The sequence below is a fragment of the Streptomyces glaucescens genome (genome assembly GCF_000761215.1).
Taxonomy (GTDB): domain Bacteria; phylum Actinomycetota; class Actinomycetes; order Streptomycetales; family Streptomycetaceae; genus Streptomyces; species Streptomyces glaucescens_B.
Genome location: NZ_CP009438.1, coordinates 4,438,291 through 4,452,459, shown reverse-complemented (window position 1 = coordinate 4,452,459; position 14,169 = coordinate 4,438,291). Strand labels below are relative to the sequence as shown.

The following is a 14,169-nucleotide window of genomic DNA, read 5'->3' as shown; positions in this document are numbered from 1 at the left end:
TAGGAAACATGCGTTCGCCACTCCGAACACCCATGGTTCTCCCCCTGGTCCGCGACGCCTCCCTCGTCTGGGCGGCCAGCGGCGTGGTCGGGGTCTCCTTCGGCGCGATCTCGGTCGCCGGCGGACTGCCCGTCTGGGCACCGGTGGTGATGTCCCTGGTGGTGTACGCGGGCTCGGCCCAGTTCAGCGCGGTCGGGCTGCTGCTCGCCGGGAGCGCCCCGCTCGCCGCGGCGGCCACCGGGCTGCTGCTCAACACCCGCCTCGCCGCCTACGGTCTGGCCGTCGCCGACGTCATCGGCCGCGGTCGCACCGCCCGCCTCCTCGGCGCGCAGCTGGTGACCGACGAGACCGTCGCCTTCGCCCTCGCCCAGCCCGGCCCCGAGCGCCGGCGCCTCGCCTTCTGGGTCTCCGGGCTCGGGCTGTTCGCCGTGTGGAACGTGTCGGTCCTGGCCGGTGCCCTGGCGGGCCGCGCGCTCGGCGACACCGCCGCCTACGGGCTGGACGCCGCCTTTCCCGCCGTACTCGCCGCCCTGGTGCTGCCCGCGGTCCGGGACGACGCCCGGACCCGCCGCTGCGCGCTGGCCGGCGCGGGCGTAGCGCTGGTGGCGACCCCGGCCGTGCCGGCGGGGGTGCCGGTCCTCCTGGCGCTCACCGGGCTCGCGCTGTACAGCGGCCGGCCGAAGGGGGCGGCGTGAGCGCGACGGTCGTGATGATCCTGGCGCTCGCCGCCGGGACGTACGCCTTCCGGCTGGCCGGGCCGGTGCTGCACGGGCGGGTCGAGGTACCGGCCAGGGTGCAGGAGCTGCTGTCCGCCGGGGCGGTGGTGCTGCTGGTGGCCCTGCTGGCCACGGGCGCGGTCACCGAGGGCGCCGGGTTCGCCGGGTGGGCGCGGCCGGCCGGGGTGCTGGTGGCGGTCCTGCTGGCGTGGCGGCGGGCGCCGTTCGTGGTGGTCGTCGCGGCGGCCGCGGGCGTGACGGCGGTCCTGCGGGCGCTGGGCGTGCAGTGACGCCGGACGAAGGCGGGCCGCACCGCGGCCACCGCACCACCGGGCCCGCCGCCTCCGCTCGCACACCGGCCTCTGAGCCGCGCCCGGTTCACCGGCCCGGCGCTGGTGGACGGCGCGGTGGGCCTGGTGATGGCGGTGGGCGGCCGGCTGGCCCTGGTGCTGGCGTTCACCGTCACCGGGGACGGCATCACGCGCGTCGACATCGTGGCGGACCGTGCGCGGCTGGCGGAGCTGTCCGTCGCCGCGCTCGGCGACTGACCCGGCGTCACCGCCGTTCGCCGGCCCCGGCCTTCTCCGCCCGTCAGCCCGCCAGGACGAGGGACGCCAGGGCGGGGGCGGCGTACAGCAGCGGGAACGGGATGTGCGAGAACCAGCGGGCCCGGACGATGGTGATCACCGCTCCGGTGAAGTACAGGACCAGTCCGGCGGCCGCCAGGACGCCGATCACCGGCACCACGAGCCCGGCGAGCAGGCCGGCCGCCCCGGCCGCCTTGGCGGCCGCCAGCCAGGGCCACCAGGCGCGCGGCACCCCGTACTCGGCGAGCGGCCGGACGACCCACTCGGCACGGAAGTGGACGGCTCCGGCGGAGAAACCCGCCATCACAGCCCCCAGGACGGTGACGACGACGTAGGTGGTGGACATCTCTCGGCTCCCATCGTTTCGGCTCGTTCGCCTGGCTGACACGGCCGGGCGAGCGGGTGTGACCGGGAGCGCGCGAATGTGACCCACCTCTCACTCAGGGGGCGTAGAGGGCCTCCACCGTGGGGGCGAAGTCCCGCAGGACCGCCGCTCGGCGCAGCTTCATCGACGGGGTGAGGTGTCCGGACTCCTCCGTGAGGTCCACGGGCAGCACCGCGAAGCGGCGGATGGACTCGGGGCGGGAGACGAGCCGGTTGGCCTCGTCGACCGCCCGCTGCAGGACCGCCCGCAGTTCCTCGTCGCCGGTGAGGAGTTCCGCGGGCACGGGGTGCCTGCCGTTCATCCGGCGCCAGTGGGTGACGCCCTCCATGTCCAGGGTGAGCAGTGCGGTGACGTACGGGCGGCGGTCGCCGACGACGACGCAGTGGGAGATCAGCGGGTGCTGCCGCAGCCGGTTCTCCAGCGGTGCGGGTGCCACGTTCTTGCCGCCGGCGGTGATCAGGATGTCCTTCTTGCGGCCGGTGATGGTCAGGTAGCCCTCGTCGTCGAGCCGCCCGAGGTCGCCGGTGGGGAGCCAGCCGTCGGCGGTGGCGGGGACGACTCCGCCCGCGTTCGGGTCCCAGTACCCGCGCAGCACCTGCCCGCCGGAGAGCAGCACCTCGCCGTCGGCGGCGATCCGCACCCGGGTGCCGGGCAGCGGCCAGCCGACGGTGCCGAGCCGCGGCTTGAGGGGCGGGGTGACGGTGGCGGCGCCGGTGGTCTCGGTCAGTCCGTAGCCCTCGTAGACCTCGATGCCGGCGCCCGCGTAGAACGCGGCGAGGTCGCGGCCGAGGGGGGAGCCCCCGCAGACGAGGTGGCGCAGCCGGCCGCCGAGCGCGTTGCGGATCCGCCGGTAGACCAGCGGGTCGTACAGGGCGCGGGCGGCCCTGAGGGAGGCGCCGGGGCCCGGGCCGGTGCCGTGCCGGCGGGCCTCGGCGGCTTCGCCGTACCGGCGGGCCACGCTCACCGCACGGTCGAACGAGCCCGCCCTGCCGCCCCGTTCGGCGGTGGCCCGCGCGCTGTGGAGGACCTTCTCCAGCATGTACGGGATGGCCAGCAGGAAGGTCGGGCGGAACGCGGCGAGGTCGGCGACCAGGTCCTCCGCCTTGAGGCTGGGCGCGTGCCCGAGCCGTACCCGGGCGCGGACGCACGCGACCGCGACCATCCGGCCGAAGACGTGCGACAGCGGCAGGAAGAGCAGGGTGGACGGCTCCTCGTCGGTGCGCGCCTTGAAGACGGGGTGGAGGAGTTCGATGGCGTTGTCGACCTCGGCGAAGAAGTTGCCGTGGGTGAGCGCGCAGCCCTTGGGGCGGCCGGTGGTGCCGGAGGTGTAGACGAGCGTGGCCAGGGTGTCGGGGCCCAGCATGCCGCGCCGTACGTCGATCTCCGCGTCCGGGACGGCCGCGCCCCGCCGGGCCAGCAGGTCCACGTGGCCCTGCTCGACGACCCAGACGTGCCGCAGGCCGGGCAGCCGGGCCCGTTCGGGTCCGAGTGCGGCGGCCTGTGCGGCCGTCTCGGTGACCAGGGCGACGGCGCCGGAGTCCTGGAGGATCCAGTGGGTCTGGAAGACCGAGGAGGTCGGGTACACGGGCACGGTGACCAGGCCGGCGGCCCAGGCGGCGAAGTCGAGGAGGGTCCACTCGTACGACGTCCGCGCCATGATCGCGATCCGGTCCCCGGGGACGAGGCCCTCGGCGAGCAGTCCCTTCGCCGCGGCGAGCACGTCGGCGGCGAACCCGGCGGCCGTCACATCGGCCCACCGGCCGTCCGGCGCACGCCTGCTGAGCACGGGCCGGGCGGGTTCCGCCGCCGCGTTCTCGAACGGCAGGTCGGCGAGCGAGCCATGGGTGACGGGCGGCACGAGCGGCGGTACGGCCGCCTCCCGCACCTCGCCGTCCAGCCGCCGCAGTTCGGGTTCGACGAGTACGGGGCCGCCGTCCGGGTCGTAGTCGAGGGCCGGGGCGGACGAGGCGGGCGGCAGCGGCTGGGACGAGTACGAGATGGGCATGCGGCTCCTCCGGGCGGCTCGTGGCGTTACCGCCGGTAGGACCGGCATCCTACGGCGCCCGCGTGAGGGGCCCGTGCGGGTTCCGGGGCGTTTCGGAGGGTGTCCTGAGCCGGGCCCGTGCAGGCCGCGCACGACCCGGGACATGAACACCGACGACTCTTACCTACGGTAACCTTACTGCAGAGTAAGCACAGTGGACCCGCCTCAGGGAGCCCCCGTACATGCCCACACTCGCCGCTTCCCTCGCCCGCGGCGCCCTGCTGTCGCCGTTCAAGCGCCCCCGCCCCGACGCCGGCTTCCCCCGCACCCCGCTCACCCTGCACGGGGTCCGCGTCGACCTGGCCCGGCTCGCGGCGTACGAGCGCGTCTGCGGCTTCCCGACCGGCGACGACGCGCTGCCGCCGACGTACCCGCACGTCCTCGGTTTCCCGTCGGCGATGCGGCTGATGAGCTCCCGGGCCTTCCCGCTGCCGCTGCTCGGCCTGGTCCACACCTCCTTCGACCTCACCCGGTACACCACGCTGCCGGCCACCGGGGAGTACCGGCTCACCGTCGGCGTCGAAGGGCTGGCGCCGCACCGGCGGGGCACCGAGGCGACCGTGCTGACCGTGCTGCGGGCGGACGGGGAGGTCGTCTGGGAGTCCCGGAGCACCTATCTGGCCCGGCACCGCACCCGCCGCACCCCCGCCGCCGGCACGCCGGCCCCGCCCGGTGACGCGCCCGGGGACACCGCGCTGCCCGCGCTCGCCGAGTGGCGGCTCGGCAGCGACCTCGGCCGCCGGTACGCCGCCGTCTCCGGCGACCGCAACCCCATCCACCTGCACCCGCTCACCGCGCGCCCCTTCGGCTTCCCCCGGCCGATCGCCCACGGCATGTGGACCGTGGCCCGCTGCCTGGCTGCCCACGGCACGCCCGGCGCGGTACGGGTCCGGGTGCGGTTCCTGGCACCGGTCCCCCTGCCGGGAACCGTCGAGTTCGCCGCCCACGGCGGCCGGTTCGCCCTGCGCGGCGGGGGCCGCACCCACCTCACCGGAACGGTGGACCTCCTCGGCGAGGCGGGGCGCACACGCTCCCGGTGACGGCCGGTCCCACGCCCCCGGAGACACGGCCCTTCTCACAGCCCCCGAGACCCGGGCGGCTCCCCCGGCGGCAGGGGCGGCCACACCCCCGGTGCCACGAGCGGCTCACTCCCCGGGCGGCAGGGGAAGCCTCGTACCCCCCGTGCCACGAGGGAGCTCACTTTCTCCCTGACACGGGCGGCCCCACAGGCGGCCGCACACCCTCGGGGACAGGGGCGGCCTCACTCCTCCGGCGCCACCGGCGCCCTCACGCCCTCGGCGGTGACCAGAGCCGGCCCTCCAGGAGGCCGCCCAGTCCCGCCCACGCGAAGTTCATCAGGGTCGCCGCGGCCTGGCGGGCGGTGACGCCGGGGGTGGTGTTGGCCCACGCGGCCAGCGACTCCGCGGCGCCCACCAGGGCCTCGGCGAGCCCGGCGACGTCCCGCCCGGCATGGGCGCCGGGGGCGGCCTCGGCGATCAGCCGGGTCACGAACACCACCGCCTCCGCGCGCATCGCGGTGACCTCGGCGGCGAACGCGTCGCCGTGGGTGCGGGCCTGGACATGCAGGACGGACCACCCGTCGGGGTGGTCCGCGGTGTGCGTGAAGAACGCCAGCAGCCCGTCCCACAGTTGGCGGTCGGGCGGCAGCGCCGGGTCGATACCGGCCCGGACCGCCGCGATCAGCGCCCGTGCCTCACGCCGGACGCAGGCGCTGAACAGCTCGTCCTTGGAGTTCAGGTAGAGGTACACCAACGGCTTGGAGACACCGGCGAGTTCCGCGATGTCGTCCATGGACGCCGCCATGTAACCGCGCCGCCCGAAGATCTGTACGGCGGCGTCCAGCATCTGCTGCTCACGGACCGCACGCGGCATCCGCTTGGTCTTCACCGAACCCATGCGGACAGCGTACGGTCCGTGCCGCCGCCTTACTGAACACTCGGTCAGGCCGTGGCCTGGACCGCCCGCGGCTCGTCGGCCGGGACCGGCGCGTCGTACGGCTCGTCGACCGGCGAGGCACCGCCCACCGAGTCGTAGGCCGTACGGTCCAGCAGGCCCTCACGGGCGGAGACGATGACCGGAACCAGCGCCTGCCCGGCCACGTTGGTGGCGGTGCGCATCATGTCCACGATCGGGTCGATGGCGAGCAGCAGGCCGACGCCCTCCATGGGCAGGCCCAGGGTGGACAGGGTGAGGGTCAGCATGACCGTGGCACCGGTGAGACCGGCGGTGGCGGCGGAGCCGACCACGGACACGAACGCGATCAGCAGGTAGTCCCCGATGCCGAGCTGGATGTCGAAGATCTGCGCGACGAAGATCGCGGCGATCGCCGGGTAGATCGCGGCGCAGCCGTCCATCTTGGTGGTGGCGCCGAACGGCACGGCGAACGACGCGTACTCCTTCGGCACGCCGAGCCGCTCGGTGACCTTCTGCGTCAGCGGCATGGTGCCGACCGAGGAGCGGGAGACGAAGGCCAGCTGGATGGCGGGCCAGGCACCCTTGAAGAACTGGACCGGGCTGGCCTTGGCGACGGTCGCGAGCAGCGCCGGGTAGACACCGAAGAGGACCAGGGCGCAGCCGATGTAGATGTCCGCGGTGAACGTGGCGTACTTGCCGATCAGGTCCCAGCCGTAGGTGGCGATGGCGTAGCCGATGAGGCCGACGGTGCCGAGCGGGGCGAGCCGGATGACCCACCACAGGGCCTTCTGCAGCAGCTCCAGGACCGACTCGCTCAGGGAGAGGATCGGCTGCGCCTTCTCGCCGAGCTGGAGGGCGGCGATACCGGCGACGGCGGCCATGAAGACGATCTGCAGCACGTTCAGTTCGGTGAACGGCGTGATGACGTCGGTGGGGATGACGCCGGTCAGGAAGTCGAGCCAGGAGCCGGTCTTCTCCGGCAGCTCGCCGTCCTTCGGCGTCAGGCCGGTGCCCGCGCCGGGGTTGGTGACCAGGCCGATGGCGAGACCGATGGCCACCGCGATCAGCGACGTGATCATGAACCAGAGGAGGGTGCGGCCGGCCAGCCGGGCGGCGTTGTTCACCTTCCGCAGGTTGGTGATCGAGACGAGGATCGCGAAGAAGACGAGCGGGGCGACGGCGAGCTTCAGCAGCCCGACGAAGATGTCACCGATCTTCTCCAGGGTGGTGACCAGCCAGGACACGTCCTGGCCGCGGGCTATCCAGCCGAGCGCGGCGCCCAGGAGGAGGCCGGCGAGTATCTGGGCCCAGAAGGGCACCTTGAAGGACTTCGTGTTCGCGGACACGGATGCTCCGGTGGGGACGCGTAGGGATTCGTGGAGGGACGAGCAAAGGGGCGGGCGGCGTCAGCGGGGACAGATCCCGGAGGCACACCGGCCGAGGTCCACGTGCAGGCGCGCGACGAGCACGAGGCTCGGGGCCCAGGGGGACGCGGCTGCTGTCTTCACACCAGAGACGTTAACACCTGAACTTTGGGCGGCCCAAAGCCTTTCTTTGAGAGGCATCCGGCACCCAGCAGCCACACAATGCAAAAAGCCCCGGTTTCCGGGGGATTCGGAGACCGGGGCGTTTCGCGTGGTGTGACGCGTCTTACGACGTCTGGCCCTGCGTCCGGGCCGCGTCGTCGGCGCGGTCCTCCTGGCTGCGGCTGGCCTCGTAGTCGGCCTTCATCCGGTCGACCTTGCGCACGATCTGCTCGGAGGCGCGGTCGCGCTCGCCGCGCAGCACCACGAAGCTGATCGGCGCGGAGATCACCAGGGAGAGCAGGACGACCCACAGGCCGTTGGAGGCGCCGAGACCGCGCGGGGCGACGCCCGAGTAGACGAGGCCCCAGACGACGACCAGGCAGCCCACGAAGATGCCGAGGCGCATCAGCGTGTATCGGAGCATCTCAATCCACTCTTTCGACAACGAACAGGGCCACCGTCCAGTGAAGCACGACGACCCCCCGATCCCGCAGCCGGGGCTCAGCTCAGCGGCAGCAGCATGATCACGTCGTCCCGGTCGTCCCCCGGCGCCACGCGGATCGCGGCGGGCACGCGGCCGACCTCCTTGTAGCCGCAGGAGCCGTAGAACCGCTCCAGGCCGAGCCCGCCCCGGCAGGTGAGCCGGATCGCCTCGATCCCGCCCATGCCCCGGGCCGCGCCCTCGGCTGCGGCCAGCAGCTCGCGGCCGTACCCCTTGCCCTGGTGGCGGGGGTGCACCATGACCGTGTAGAGCCACACCCAGTGGGTCATCAGCCGGTGGGTGTTGAAGTGGAAGAAGGCGGTGGCGGCGACCGTGCCCTCCTCGTCGTGCCCGACGAGCAGCCGGGCCCTGCCCTCCGCCATGGCCACGAAGTGCTTCACCAGCTCCGGCCGGACCGCCTCCCGCCGCACCGGCGGCACGAAGCCGGCGCCGCCCGCCTCGGAGACATCGGTCCACAGGTCGAGGATGCCGTCGCGCAGCTCGGGGGTGACGGCGGGATCGAGCGTGAAGGTAAGGGCCATGGCCCGATGCTACCCATTACGCCAGTGCCCGTGCCGCCACTTTCAGATCGGCCACCAGCCCCTCGAACGCCCCCTCGCGGTCGTCCGCCCGCAGCACGGACGAGGGGTGCACGGTCGGCACCAGCCGCTCCGGGCGCCCGTGGATCTCCCGCTCCAGCACCGTCCCGCGCACCTCGCCCACCCGGAACGACGACCCCAGCAGCGCCTTGCCCGCGGTCGCCCCCAGCACCACGATCAGCTCCGGCTCCACCAGCGCCAGTTCGGCCGCGAGCCACGGCCCGCAGGCGGTCGCCTCGCGCAGGCTCGGCGCCTTGTGGATGCGCCGCTTGCCCGGCTCGGCCCGGGTGAACTTGAAGTGCTTCACCGCGTTGGTGACATAGGCGTCACCGGGGTCGATCCCGGCCTCGCCGAGGGCGCGGTCGAGCAGTTTGCCCGCGGGGCCGACGAAGGGACGGCCCGCGCGGTCCTCCTGGTCCCCGGGCTGCTCCCCGACGAGCATCACCCGGGCGTCCGCGCCGCCCGTCCCGAACACGGTGCGGGTGGCGTCCCGGTGCAGCGGGCACCCCCGGCACCCGGCGGCGGCCTGCCGCAGGGCGTCGAGGTCCCGCGCCCCCTCGGGGACGAAGGGCGCGGCCGTGTACTGCTCCTCGGGTGACGTCGTCACGCCGTCCGGGTACCCACCGGGGGCGCGGGCCGCACGGCCCCGCCGGCCCGCCGCCACCGCGGCGGGGCGACGGACTCAGAGCCGCATGGGCTGGGGCGTCTCCCGGCGCGCGGGGTCCGGGCCGTCGAACTCCCGGATGATCTCGTACCGGGTGTTCCGCTCCACCGGCCGGAACCCGGCGTCCCGGATCAGGTCCAGCAGATCGTCCCGGGTCAGCTTGTTCGGCGTCCCGTAGTTGTCGGCGTCGTGCGTGATCTTGTACTCGACCACCGACCCGTCCATGTCGTCCGCCCCGTGCTGCAGCGCCAGCTGGGCCGTCTGCACCCCGTGCATCACCCAGAACACCTTCACGTGCGGCACGTTGTCGAACAGCAGCCGGGAGACCGCGAACGTCTTCAGCGCCTCGGCCGGCGTGGCCATGGTGGTCCGCGCCTGGAGCCGGTTGCGGATCTTGCCGTCCTTCATGTCGACGAAGTCGTGCTGGTAGCGCAGCGGGATGAAGACCTGGAAGCCACCCGTCTCGTCCTGGAGCTCACGCAGCCGCAGCACGTGGTCGACCCGGTGCCGGGGCTCCTCGATGTGGCCGTAGAGCATGGTGCACGGAGTCTTCAGCCCCTTCTCGTGCGCCAGCCGGTGAATGCGGGACCAGTCCTCCCAGTGCGTCCGGTGGTCGACGATGTGCTGCCGGACCTCCCAGTCGAAGATCTCGGCGCCGCCGCCGGTCAGCGACTCCAGGCCCGCGTCGATCAGCTCGTCCAGGATCTCCGAGGCGCTGAGCCCGCTGATCGTCTCGAAGTGGTGGATCTCGGTCGCGGTGAACGCCTTCAGGGAGACGTGCGGCAGCGCGGCCTTCAGCTCCCGCAGCGAGCGCGGGTAGTACCGCCACGGCAGGTTCGGGTGCAGTCCGTTGACGATGTGCAGCTCGGTGAGGTTCTCCGACTCCATCGCCTTGGCGAGCTTGACGGCCTCCTCGATGCGCATCGTGTACGCGTCCTTCTCCCCCGGCTTGCGCTGGAAGGAGCAGTACGCGCAGGAGGCCGTGCAGACGTTGGTCATGTTGAGGTGCCGGTTGACGTTGAAGTGGACGACATCGCCGTTCTTCCGCGTCCGCACCTCGTGCGCGAGTCCGCCGAGCCAGGCCAGGTCGTCCGACTCGTACAGCGCGATGCCGTCCTCGCGGGTCAGCCGCTCACCGGAGCGGACCTTCTCCTCCAGCTCGCGCTTGAGCCCGACGTCCATGCGTTCCGCCTTTCTACGACAGTCACCCAGAACCGTATGCCTACGCCTCTTCCGGCAGTTCACCCACCCGGTTCTCCCACTTGGTTGAGAGCACGATGGTGGTGCGGGTCCGCGAGACCCCCTTGGTCCCGGACAGCCGCCGGATGATCTTCTCCAGGCCGTCCACGTCGGTCGCGCGCACCTTGAGCATGAACGAGTCGTCGCCGGCGATGAACCAGCAGTCCTCGATCTCCGGCAGGTCCTTCAGCCGGCGGGCCACGTCCTCGTGGTCGGCGGCGTCGGAGAGCGAGATGCCGATCAGCGCGGTCACCCCCAGGCCGAGCGAGGCGGCGTCCACGGTGGCGCGGTAGCCGGTGATGACACCGGCCGCCTCCAGCCGGTTGATGCGGTCGGTGACGCTGGGCCCCGACAGGCCGACGAGGCGTCCCAGCTCCGCGTAGGAGGCCCGGCCGTTCTCCCGAAGGGCCTGGATGAGCTGCCTGTCCACCGCGTCCATGCGATTAGAAGCCTTCCGCTGAAGAAATCCGAGAAATGAGCGTGTGGGGGTCAGTCGTCACGGGATCCGCCGCCGAGTTCCCCCTCCCAGCGGCGGTAGAGCGTGTGCGGGACACCGGCCGCGTCGAGGACCCGGCCGGCGACGAAGTCGACCAGGTCCTGGATGTGGGTGGCGCCGGCGTAGAAGGCGGGCGAGGCGGGCACCACGGTCGCGCCGGAGTCGTCCAGGGCGACCAGGTGGCGCAGCGTCTGTCCGTTCAGCGGCGCCTCCCGGACGGCGACGACCAGGCGCCGCCGCTCCTTCAGCACGACGCTCGCCGCCCGCTGCAGCAGGTCCTTGGAGAGCCCGAGCGCCACCCCGGCCACACAGGCCGTCGACGCGGGCACGATCAGCATCCCCTTGGCCGGGTACGACCCGGAGGACGGCCCGGCGGCCAGGTCCCCGGCGTTCCAGTACCGCACTCCGTCCAGGTCCACCCGGAAGGCGTCCGGTTTCCCGTCCGCTCCCCTGGCCAGCCATTCCCGCAGGTCGTCCCGCCAGTGCGCGTCCCGGAAGGAGATCCCGGTCTCGTCGAGCAGCGTGAGCCGGGAGGCCCGGCTGACGACCAGGTCGACCGCTTCTCCCGCCGTCAGCAGCGCCCGCAGCACAGCGGCCGCGTATGGCGTCCCCGATGCACCGGACACCCCCACGATCCAAGGCGTCCGCTGCGTTTCTCCTGCGTTCACATCTTGAGCGTACCGGTGCGGCCGTCCGGGCTCAGGACGGGCCGGGCGCACCGCCGGCGCACTCAGACCGTCAGACCCCGGACCAGGAGGTCGAGCAGCGCGCACACGAACAGGGCGATGCCGATGAAGCCGTTGACCGAGAAGAACGCCCGGTTCAGCCGGGACAGGTCGTGCGGCCGGACGATGCGGTGCTCGTAGACGAAGGCCGCCGCCACGACGAGCAGGCCCAGCCAGAAGAAGGCGCCCGCGTCCGTCACCAGGGCGTACCAGACGAACAGGCCGGTCGTCACGGCGTGGCAGGCGCGGGCGCCCCAGATCGCCGCCGGGATGCCGAAGCGGGCCGGGACCGAGCGGACGCCGATCTCACGGTCGGTCTCGACGTCCTGGCAGGCGTAGATCAGGTCGAAGCCGCCGATCCAGATGCCGACCGCGAGGCCCAGCACGGCCGCGTCCCAGGACCACTCGCCGGTGACCGCCAGCCAGCCGCCGACCGGGCCCATGGCCTGGGCGAGGGCGAGGATGGCCTGGGGGAAGTCCGTGAAGCGTTTGCCGTAGGGGTAGACGACCATCGGGACGACCGCCACCGGCGCCAGCGCCAGGCAGAGCGGGTTCAGCAGGGCCGCCGAGCCCAGGAAGACCACCAGGGCGATCAGGGCACCCGTCCACGCGTGCCTCACCGACATCGCGCCGGTGACCAGCTCACGGTTCGCCGTGCGCGGGTTGCGCGCGTCGATCTCACGGTCGATGATCCGGTTGACGGCCATGGCGAAGGTGCGCAGGCCGACCATGCAGACGGTGACCAGCGCCAGCTCGCCCCAGTGGATGGTCCCGTCGAGCTGGAACATCGCCGTCAGGGAGGCGATGTAGGCGAAGGGCAGCGCGAAGATCGAGTGCTCGATCATCACCAGGCGCAGGAACGCCTTCGTGCGGCCCGGCCGGGGGACGGCCGCGGAGGCCGTGCCGCCGCTCACAGCCCGTACTCCTTCCACCGGCGGTCCACCTTCGCCGCCGTCTCCGAATCGGACTCCACCATGTCCGGCCAGCCGCCGTCGCGGGTGTAGCCCTCCTCCGGCCACTTCCGTGTGGCGTCGATGCCCGCCTTGCCGCCCCAGAACTGCTGGTAGGAGGCGTGGTCGAGGTGGTCGACGGGACCTTCGACGACGGTCAGGTCGCGGGCGTAGTCGGTGTTGCCGAGGGCCCGCCAGGCGACCTCGTGCAGGTCGTGGACGTCGCAGTCGGAGTCCACGACGACGATCAGCTTGGTCAGCGACATCATGTGCGCGCCCCAGATGGCGTGCATCACCTTCTGCGCGTGCTTGGGGTACTTCTTGTCGATCGAGACGATCGCGCAGTTGTGGAAGCCGCCCGCCTCGGGCAGGTGGTAGTCCACGATGTCCGGGACGATGATCTTGAGCAGCGGCAGGAAGAAGCGCTCCGTGGCGCGGCCCAGCGGGCCGTCCTCCGTCGGGGGGCGGCCGACGACGATCGACTGCAGCAGCGGGCGCTTGCGCATCGTCACACAGTCGATGGTCAGCGCGGGGAACGGTTCCTGCGGCGTGTAGAAGCCGGTGTGGTCGCCGAAGGGGCCCTCCGGCAGCATCTCGCCGGGCTCCAGCCAGCCCTCCAGGACGACCTCCGCCTGCGCCGGCACCTGGAGCGGGACCGTCTTGCAGTCGACCATCTCGATGCGCTTGCCCGCGACGAACCCGGCGAACAGGTACTCGTCGATGTCGCCGGGGAGCGGGGCGGTGGAGGCGTACGTCACGGCGGGCGGGCAGCCGAAGGCGATGGCCACCGGCAGGCGCTCGCCGCGCCGCGCCGCCACCTGGTAGTGGTTGCGGCTGTCCTTGTGGATCTGCCAGTGCATGCCGATGGTGCGCTTGTCGTGCCGCTGGAGCCGGTACAGGCCGAGGTTGCGGATCCCGGTCTCGGGGTCCTTGGTGTGCGTCAGCCCCAGGTTGAAGAAGGAGCCGCCGTCCTTGGGCCAGGTGAAGAGGGCGGGCAGCTCGTCCAGGTCCACGTCGTCGCCGTGCAGGACGACCTCCTGCACCGGGCCGTCCTTGACCTTCTTCGGCGGTACGTGCGTCATCGCGCCGAGCTTGCCGAACGCCTCGCGGACCCCGACGAAGCCGTGCGGCAGCTCCGGCCGGAGCAGACCGCCGATCCTGTCGCTGATCTCGCCGTACGACTTCAGGCCCAGCGCCTTCAGCAGGCGCCGGTCCGTCCCGAAGACGTTCATGGCGAGGGGCATCGACGACCCCTTGACGTTCTCGAAGAGCAGTGCGGGCCCGCCGGCCTTGTTCACCCGGTCGACGATCTCCCCCACCTCCAGCACGGGGTCGACCTCCACCTTGATGCGCTTCAGGTCTCCCTCGCGCTCCAGTGCCCTGAGCAGGGAGCGAAGATCGTCGTAAGCCATGCGGTCCAGTATCCCCGAGGGGCTACCCTGGCCCCGTCACGGGGGCCGCACGCGCGATTCCCGACCGCCGTACCACTGGGGGTGCACCGATGCTCCGGGTTCTGATGTTCGTCGTGCCGCTGGCGCTGAGCGTGTACGCGTTCATCGACTGCATCAGCACGGACGAGCAGGACATCCGCCACATGCCGAAGCCGCTGTGGGCGATCCTCGTCCTGCTGTTCCCGCTGGTCGGCTCGATCTCGTGGCTGATCGCCGGAAAGAAGCGGGCGCTCGCCGCCGACGGCTGGTCCGGGGTGCGCGGCGGTGGCCGCTCCCGGCAGTGGGTGGCCCCGGACGACAACCCGGAGTTCCTGAAGTCCCTCGACCAGGACGACCCCGACGACGACAAGAAGAAGCGGGACGAGCCCTGA

The 14,169-nt window shown here is 72.4% G+C and carries 17 protein-coding genes; 5 read left to right on the top strand and 12 right to left on the bottom strand.

From position 1 onward, the window contains the following. Positions 1-8: 8 nt before the first annotated feature. The 3 genes from SGLAU_RS19325 to SGLAU_RS35275 all read left to right on the top strand — a co-directional run bounded on the left by SGLAU_RS19325 (position 9) and on the right by SGLAU_RS35275 (position 1,264). Positions 9-695 (top strand): AzlC family ABC transporter permease, encoded by a 687-nt coding sequence (locus SGLAU_RS19325; protein ID WP_043503160.1) that lies wholly within the window; start codon positions 9-11, stop codon positions 693-695. Next, entirely contained in the window at positions 692-1,006 is a 315-nt protein-coding gene (locus SGLAU_RS19320) for an AzlD domain-containing protein (protein ID WP_043503158.1), read from the top strand. Before SGLAU_RS19325 ends, SGLAU_RS19320 begins: the two co-directional genes overlap by 4 nt. A gap of 117 nt (positions 1,007-1,123) precedes the next feature. Further along, positions 1,124-1,264, top strand: a complete 141-nt coding sequence (locus tag SGLAU_RS35275; RefSeq protein ID WP_159072791.1) for a hypothetical protein — start codon at positions 1,124-1,126, stop codon at positions 1,262-1,264. A 43-nt stretch (positions 1,265-1,307) separates the two neighbouring features. Here the strand turns inward: SGLAU_RS35275 and SGLAU_RS19315 are convergent, their stop codons facing one another. After that, on the bottom strand, positions 1,308-1,649 hold the full coding sequence (locus tag SGLAU_RS19315) for a DoxX family protein (RefSeq protein ID WP_043503157.1): 342 nt from the start codon (positions 1,647-1,649) through the stop codon (positions 1,308-1,310). Positions 1,650-1,743: 94 nt separating this feature from the next. Beyond that, positions 1,744-3,693 (bottom strand): AMP-dependent synthetase/ligase, encoded by a 1,950-nt coding sequence (locus tag SGLAU_RS19310; protein ID WP_043503154.1) that lies wholly within the window; start codon positions 3,691-3,693, stop codon positions 1,744-1,746. Between the two features lie 221 nt (positions 3,694-3,914). Here SGLAU_RS19310 and SGLAU_RS19305 point away from each other — a divergent pair, with 221 nt between their 5' ends. Beyond that, positions 3,915-4,772, top strand: coding sequence for a MaoC/PaaZ C-terminal domain-containing protein (locus tag SGLAU_RS19305; protein ID WP_043503153.1), 858 nt, complete (start codon positions 3,915-3,917; stop codon positions 4,770-4,772). 247 nt (positions 4,773-5,019) lie between these two features. Here SGLAU_RS19305 and SGLAU_RS19300 read toward each other — a convergent pair whose 3' ends face one another. The 10 genes from SGLAU_RS19300 to SGLAU_RS19255 all read right to left on the bottom strand — a co-directional run bounded on the left by SGLAU_RS19300 (position 5,020) and on the right by SGLAU_RS19255 (position 13,759). Beyond that, complete coding sequence (locus tag SGLAU_RS19300; RefSeq protein WP_043503151.1) at positions 5,020-5,649, bottom strand: TetR/AcrR family transcriptional regulator; 630 nt, start codon at positions 5,647-5,649, stop codon at positions 5,020-5,022. 44 nt (positions 5,650-5,693) lie between these two features. Next, positions 5,694-7,013, bottom strand: coding sequence for a dicarboxylate/amino acid:cation symporter (locus tag SGLAU_RS19295; RefSeq protein WP_043503150.1), 1,320 nt, complete (start codon positions 7,011-7,013; stop codon positions 5,694-5,696). Positions 7,014-7,317: 304 nt separating this feature from the next. Then, a complete protein-coding gene (locus SGLAU_RS19290; RefSeq protein WP_043503148.1) occupies positions 7,318-7,617 on the bottom strand; it encodes a DUF4229 domain-containing protein in 300 nt (99 codons plus the stop codon). 77 nt (positions 7,618-7,694) lie between these two features. Continuing rightward, positions 7,695-8,216 carry a GNAT family N-acetyltransferase gene (locus SGLAU_RS19285; protein WP_043503146.1) on the bottom strand — a complete coding sequence of 174 codons (522 nt, stop codon included), beginning with the start codon at positions 8,214-8,216 and terminating at the stop codon, positions 7,695-7,697. 16 nt (positions 8,217-8,232) lie between these two features. Further along, complete coding sequence (locus SGLAU_RS19280; RefSeq protein ID WP_043503143.1) at positions 8,233-8,880, bottom strand: UdgX family uracil-DNA binding protein; 648 nt, start codon at positions 8,878-8,880, stop codon at positions 8,233-8,235. A gap of 75 nt (positions 8,881-8,955) precedes the next feature. Further along, positions 8,956-10,119, bottom strand: a complete 1,164-nt coding sequence (gene mqnE / locus SGLAU_RS19275; RefSeq protein WP_043503140.1) for an aminofutalosine synthase MqnE — start codon at positions 10,117-10,119, stop codon at positions 8,956-8,958. 40 nt (positions 10,120-10,159) lie between these two features. After that, the gene (locus tag SGLAU_RS19270; protein ID WP_043503139.1) at positions 10,160-10,615 is read right to left on the bottom strand and encodes an Lrp/AsnC family transcriptional regulator; all 456 of its coding nucleotides are present in this window, start codon (positions 10,613-10,615) and stop codon (positions 10,160-10,162) included. Positions 10,616-10,665: 50 nt separating this feature from the next. Next, positions 10,666-11,340 (bottom strand): UbiX family flavin prenyltransferase, encoded by a 675-nt coding sequence (locus SGLAU_RS19265; RefSeq protein WP_078957786.1) that lies wholly within the window; start codon positions 11,338-11,340, stop codon positions 10,666-10,668. Positions 11,341-11,402: 62 nt separating this feature from the next. Next, positions 11,403-12,311 carry a menaquinone biosynthesis prenyltransferase MqnP gene (mqnP, locus tag SGLAU_RS19260; RefSeq protein WP_043503137.1) on the bottom strand — a complete coding sequence of 303 codons (909 nt, stop codon included), beginning with the start codon at positions 12,309-12,311 and terminating at the stop codon, positions 11,403-11,405. Continuing rightward, complete coding sequence (locus SGLAU_RS19255) at positions 12,308-13,759, bottom strand: menaquinone biosynthesis decarboxylase (RefSeq protein ID WP_043503134.1); 1,452 nt, start codon at positions 13,757-13,759, stop codon at positions 12,308-12,310. Before SGLAU_RS19255 ends, mqnP begins: the two co-directional genes overlap by 4 nt. A gap of 89 nt (positions 13,760-13,848) precedes the next feature. Here SGLAU_RS19255 and SGLAU_RS19250 point away from each other — a divergent pair, with 89 nt between their 5' ends. Continuing rightward, the gene (locus tag SGLAU_RS19250; protein ID WP_043503132.1) at positions 13,849-14,169 is read left to right on the top strand and encodes a PLD nuclease N-terminal domain-containing protein; all 321 of its coding nucleotides are present in this window, start codon (positions 13,849-13,851) and stop codon (positions 14,167-14,169) included.

Bases quoted from the DNA above. Each gene is read 5' to 3' on its own strand.
- SGLAU_RS19325 (WP_043503160.1), top strand. From the start codon at position 9: ATGCGTTCGCCACTCCGAACACCCATGGTTCTCCCCCTGGTCCGCGAC.
- SGLAU_RS19315 (WP_043503157.1), bottom strand. From the start codon at position 1,649: ATGTCCACCACCTACGTCGTCGTCACCGTCCTGGGGGCTGTGATGGCG.
- SGLAU_RS19310 (WP_043503154.1), bottom strand. From the start codon at position 3,693: ATGCCCATCTCGTACTCGTCCCAGCCGCTGCCGCCCGCCTCGTCCGCC.
- SGLAU_RS19305 (WP_043503153.1), top strand. From the start codon at position 3,915: ATGCCCACACTCGCCGCTTCCCTCGCCCGCGGCGCCCTGCTGTCGCCG.
- SGLAU_RS19300 (WP_043503151.1), bottom strand. From the start codon at position 5,649: ATGGGTTCGGTGAAGACCAAGCGGATGCCGCGTGCGGTCCGTGAGCAG.
- SGLAU_RS19290 (WP_043503148.1), bottom strand. From the start codon at position 7,617: ATGCTCCGATACACGCTGATGCGCCTCGGCATCTTCGTGGGCTGCCTG.
- SGLAU_RS19285 (WP_043503146.1), bottom strand. From the start codon at position 8,216: ATGGCCCTTACCTTCACGCTCGATCCCGCCGTCACCCCCGAGCTGCGC.
- mqnE (WP_043503140.1), bottom strand. From the start codon at position 10,119: ATGGACGTCGGGCTCAAGCGCGAGCTGGAGGAGAAGGTCCGCTCCGGT.
- SGLAU_RS19270 (WP_043503139.1), bottom strand. From the start codon at position 10,615: ATGGACGCGGTGGACAGGCAGCTCATCCAGGCCCTTCGGGAGAACGGC.
- SGLAU_RS19255 (WP_043503134.1), bottom strand. From the start codon at position 13,759: ATGGCTTACGACGATCTTCGCTCCCTGCTCAGGGCACTGGAGCGCGAG.
- SGLAU_RS19250 (WP_043503132.1), top strand. From the start codon at position 13,849: ATGCTCCGGGTTCTGATGTTCGTCGTGCCGCTGGCGCTGAGCGTGTAC.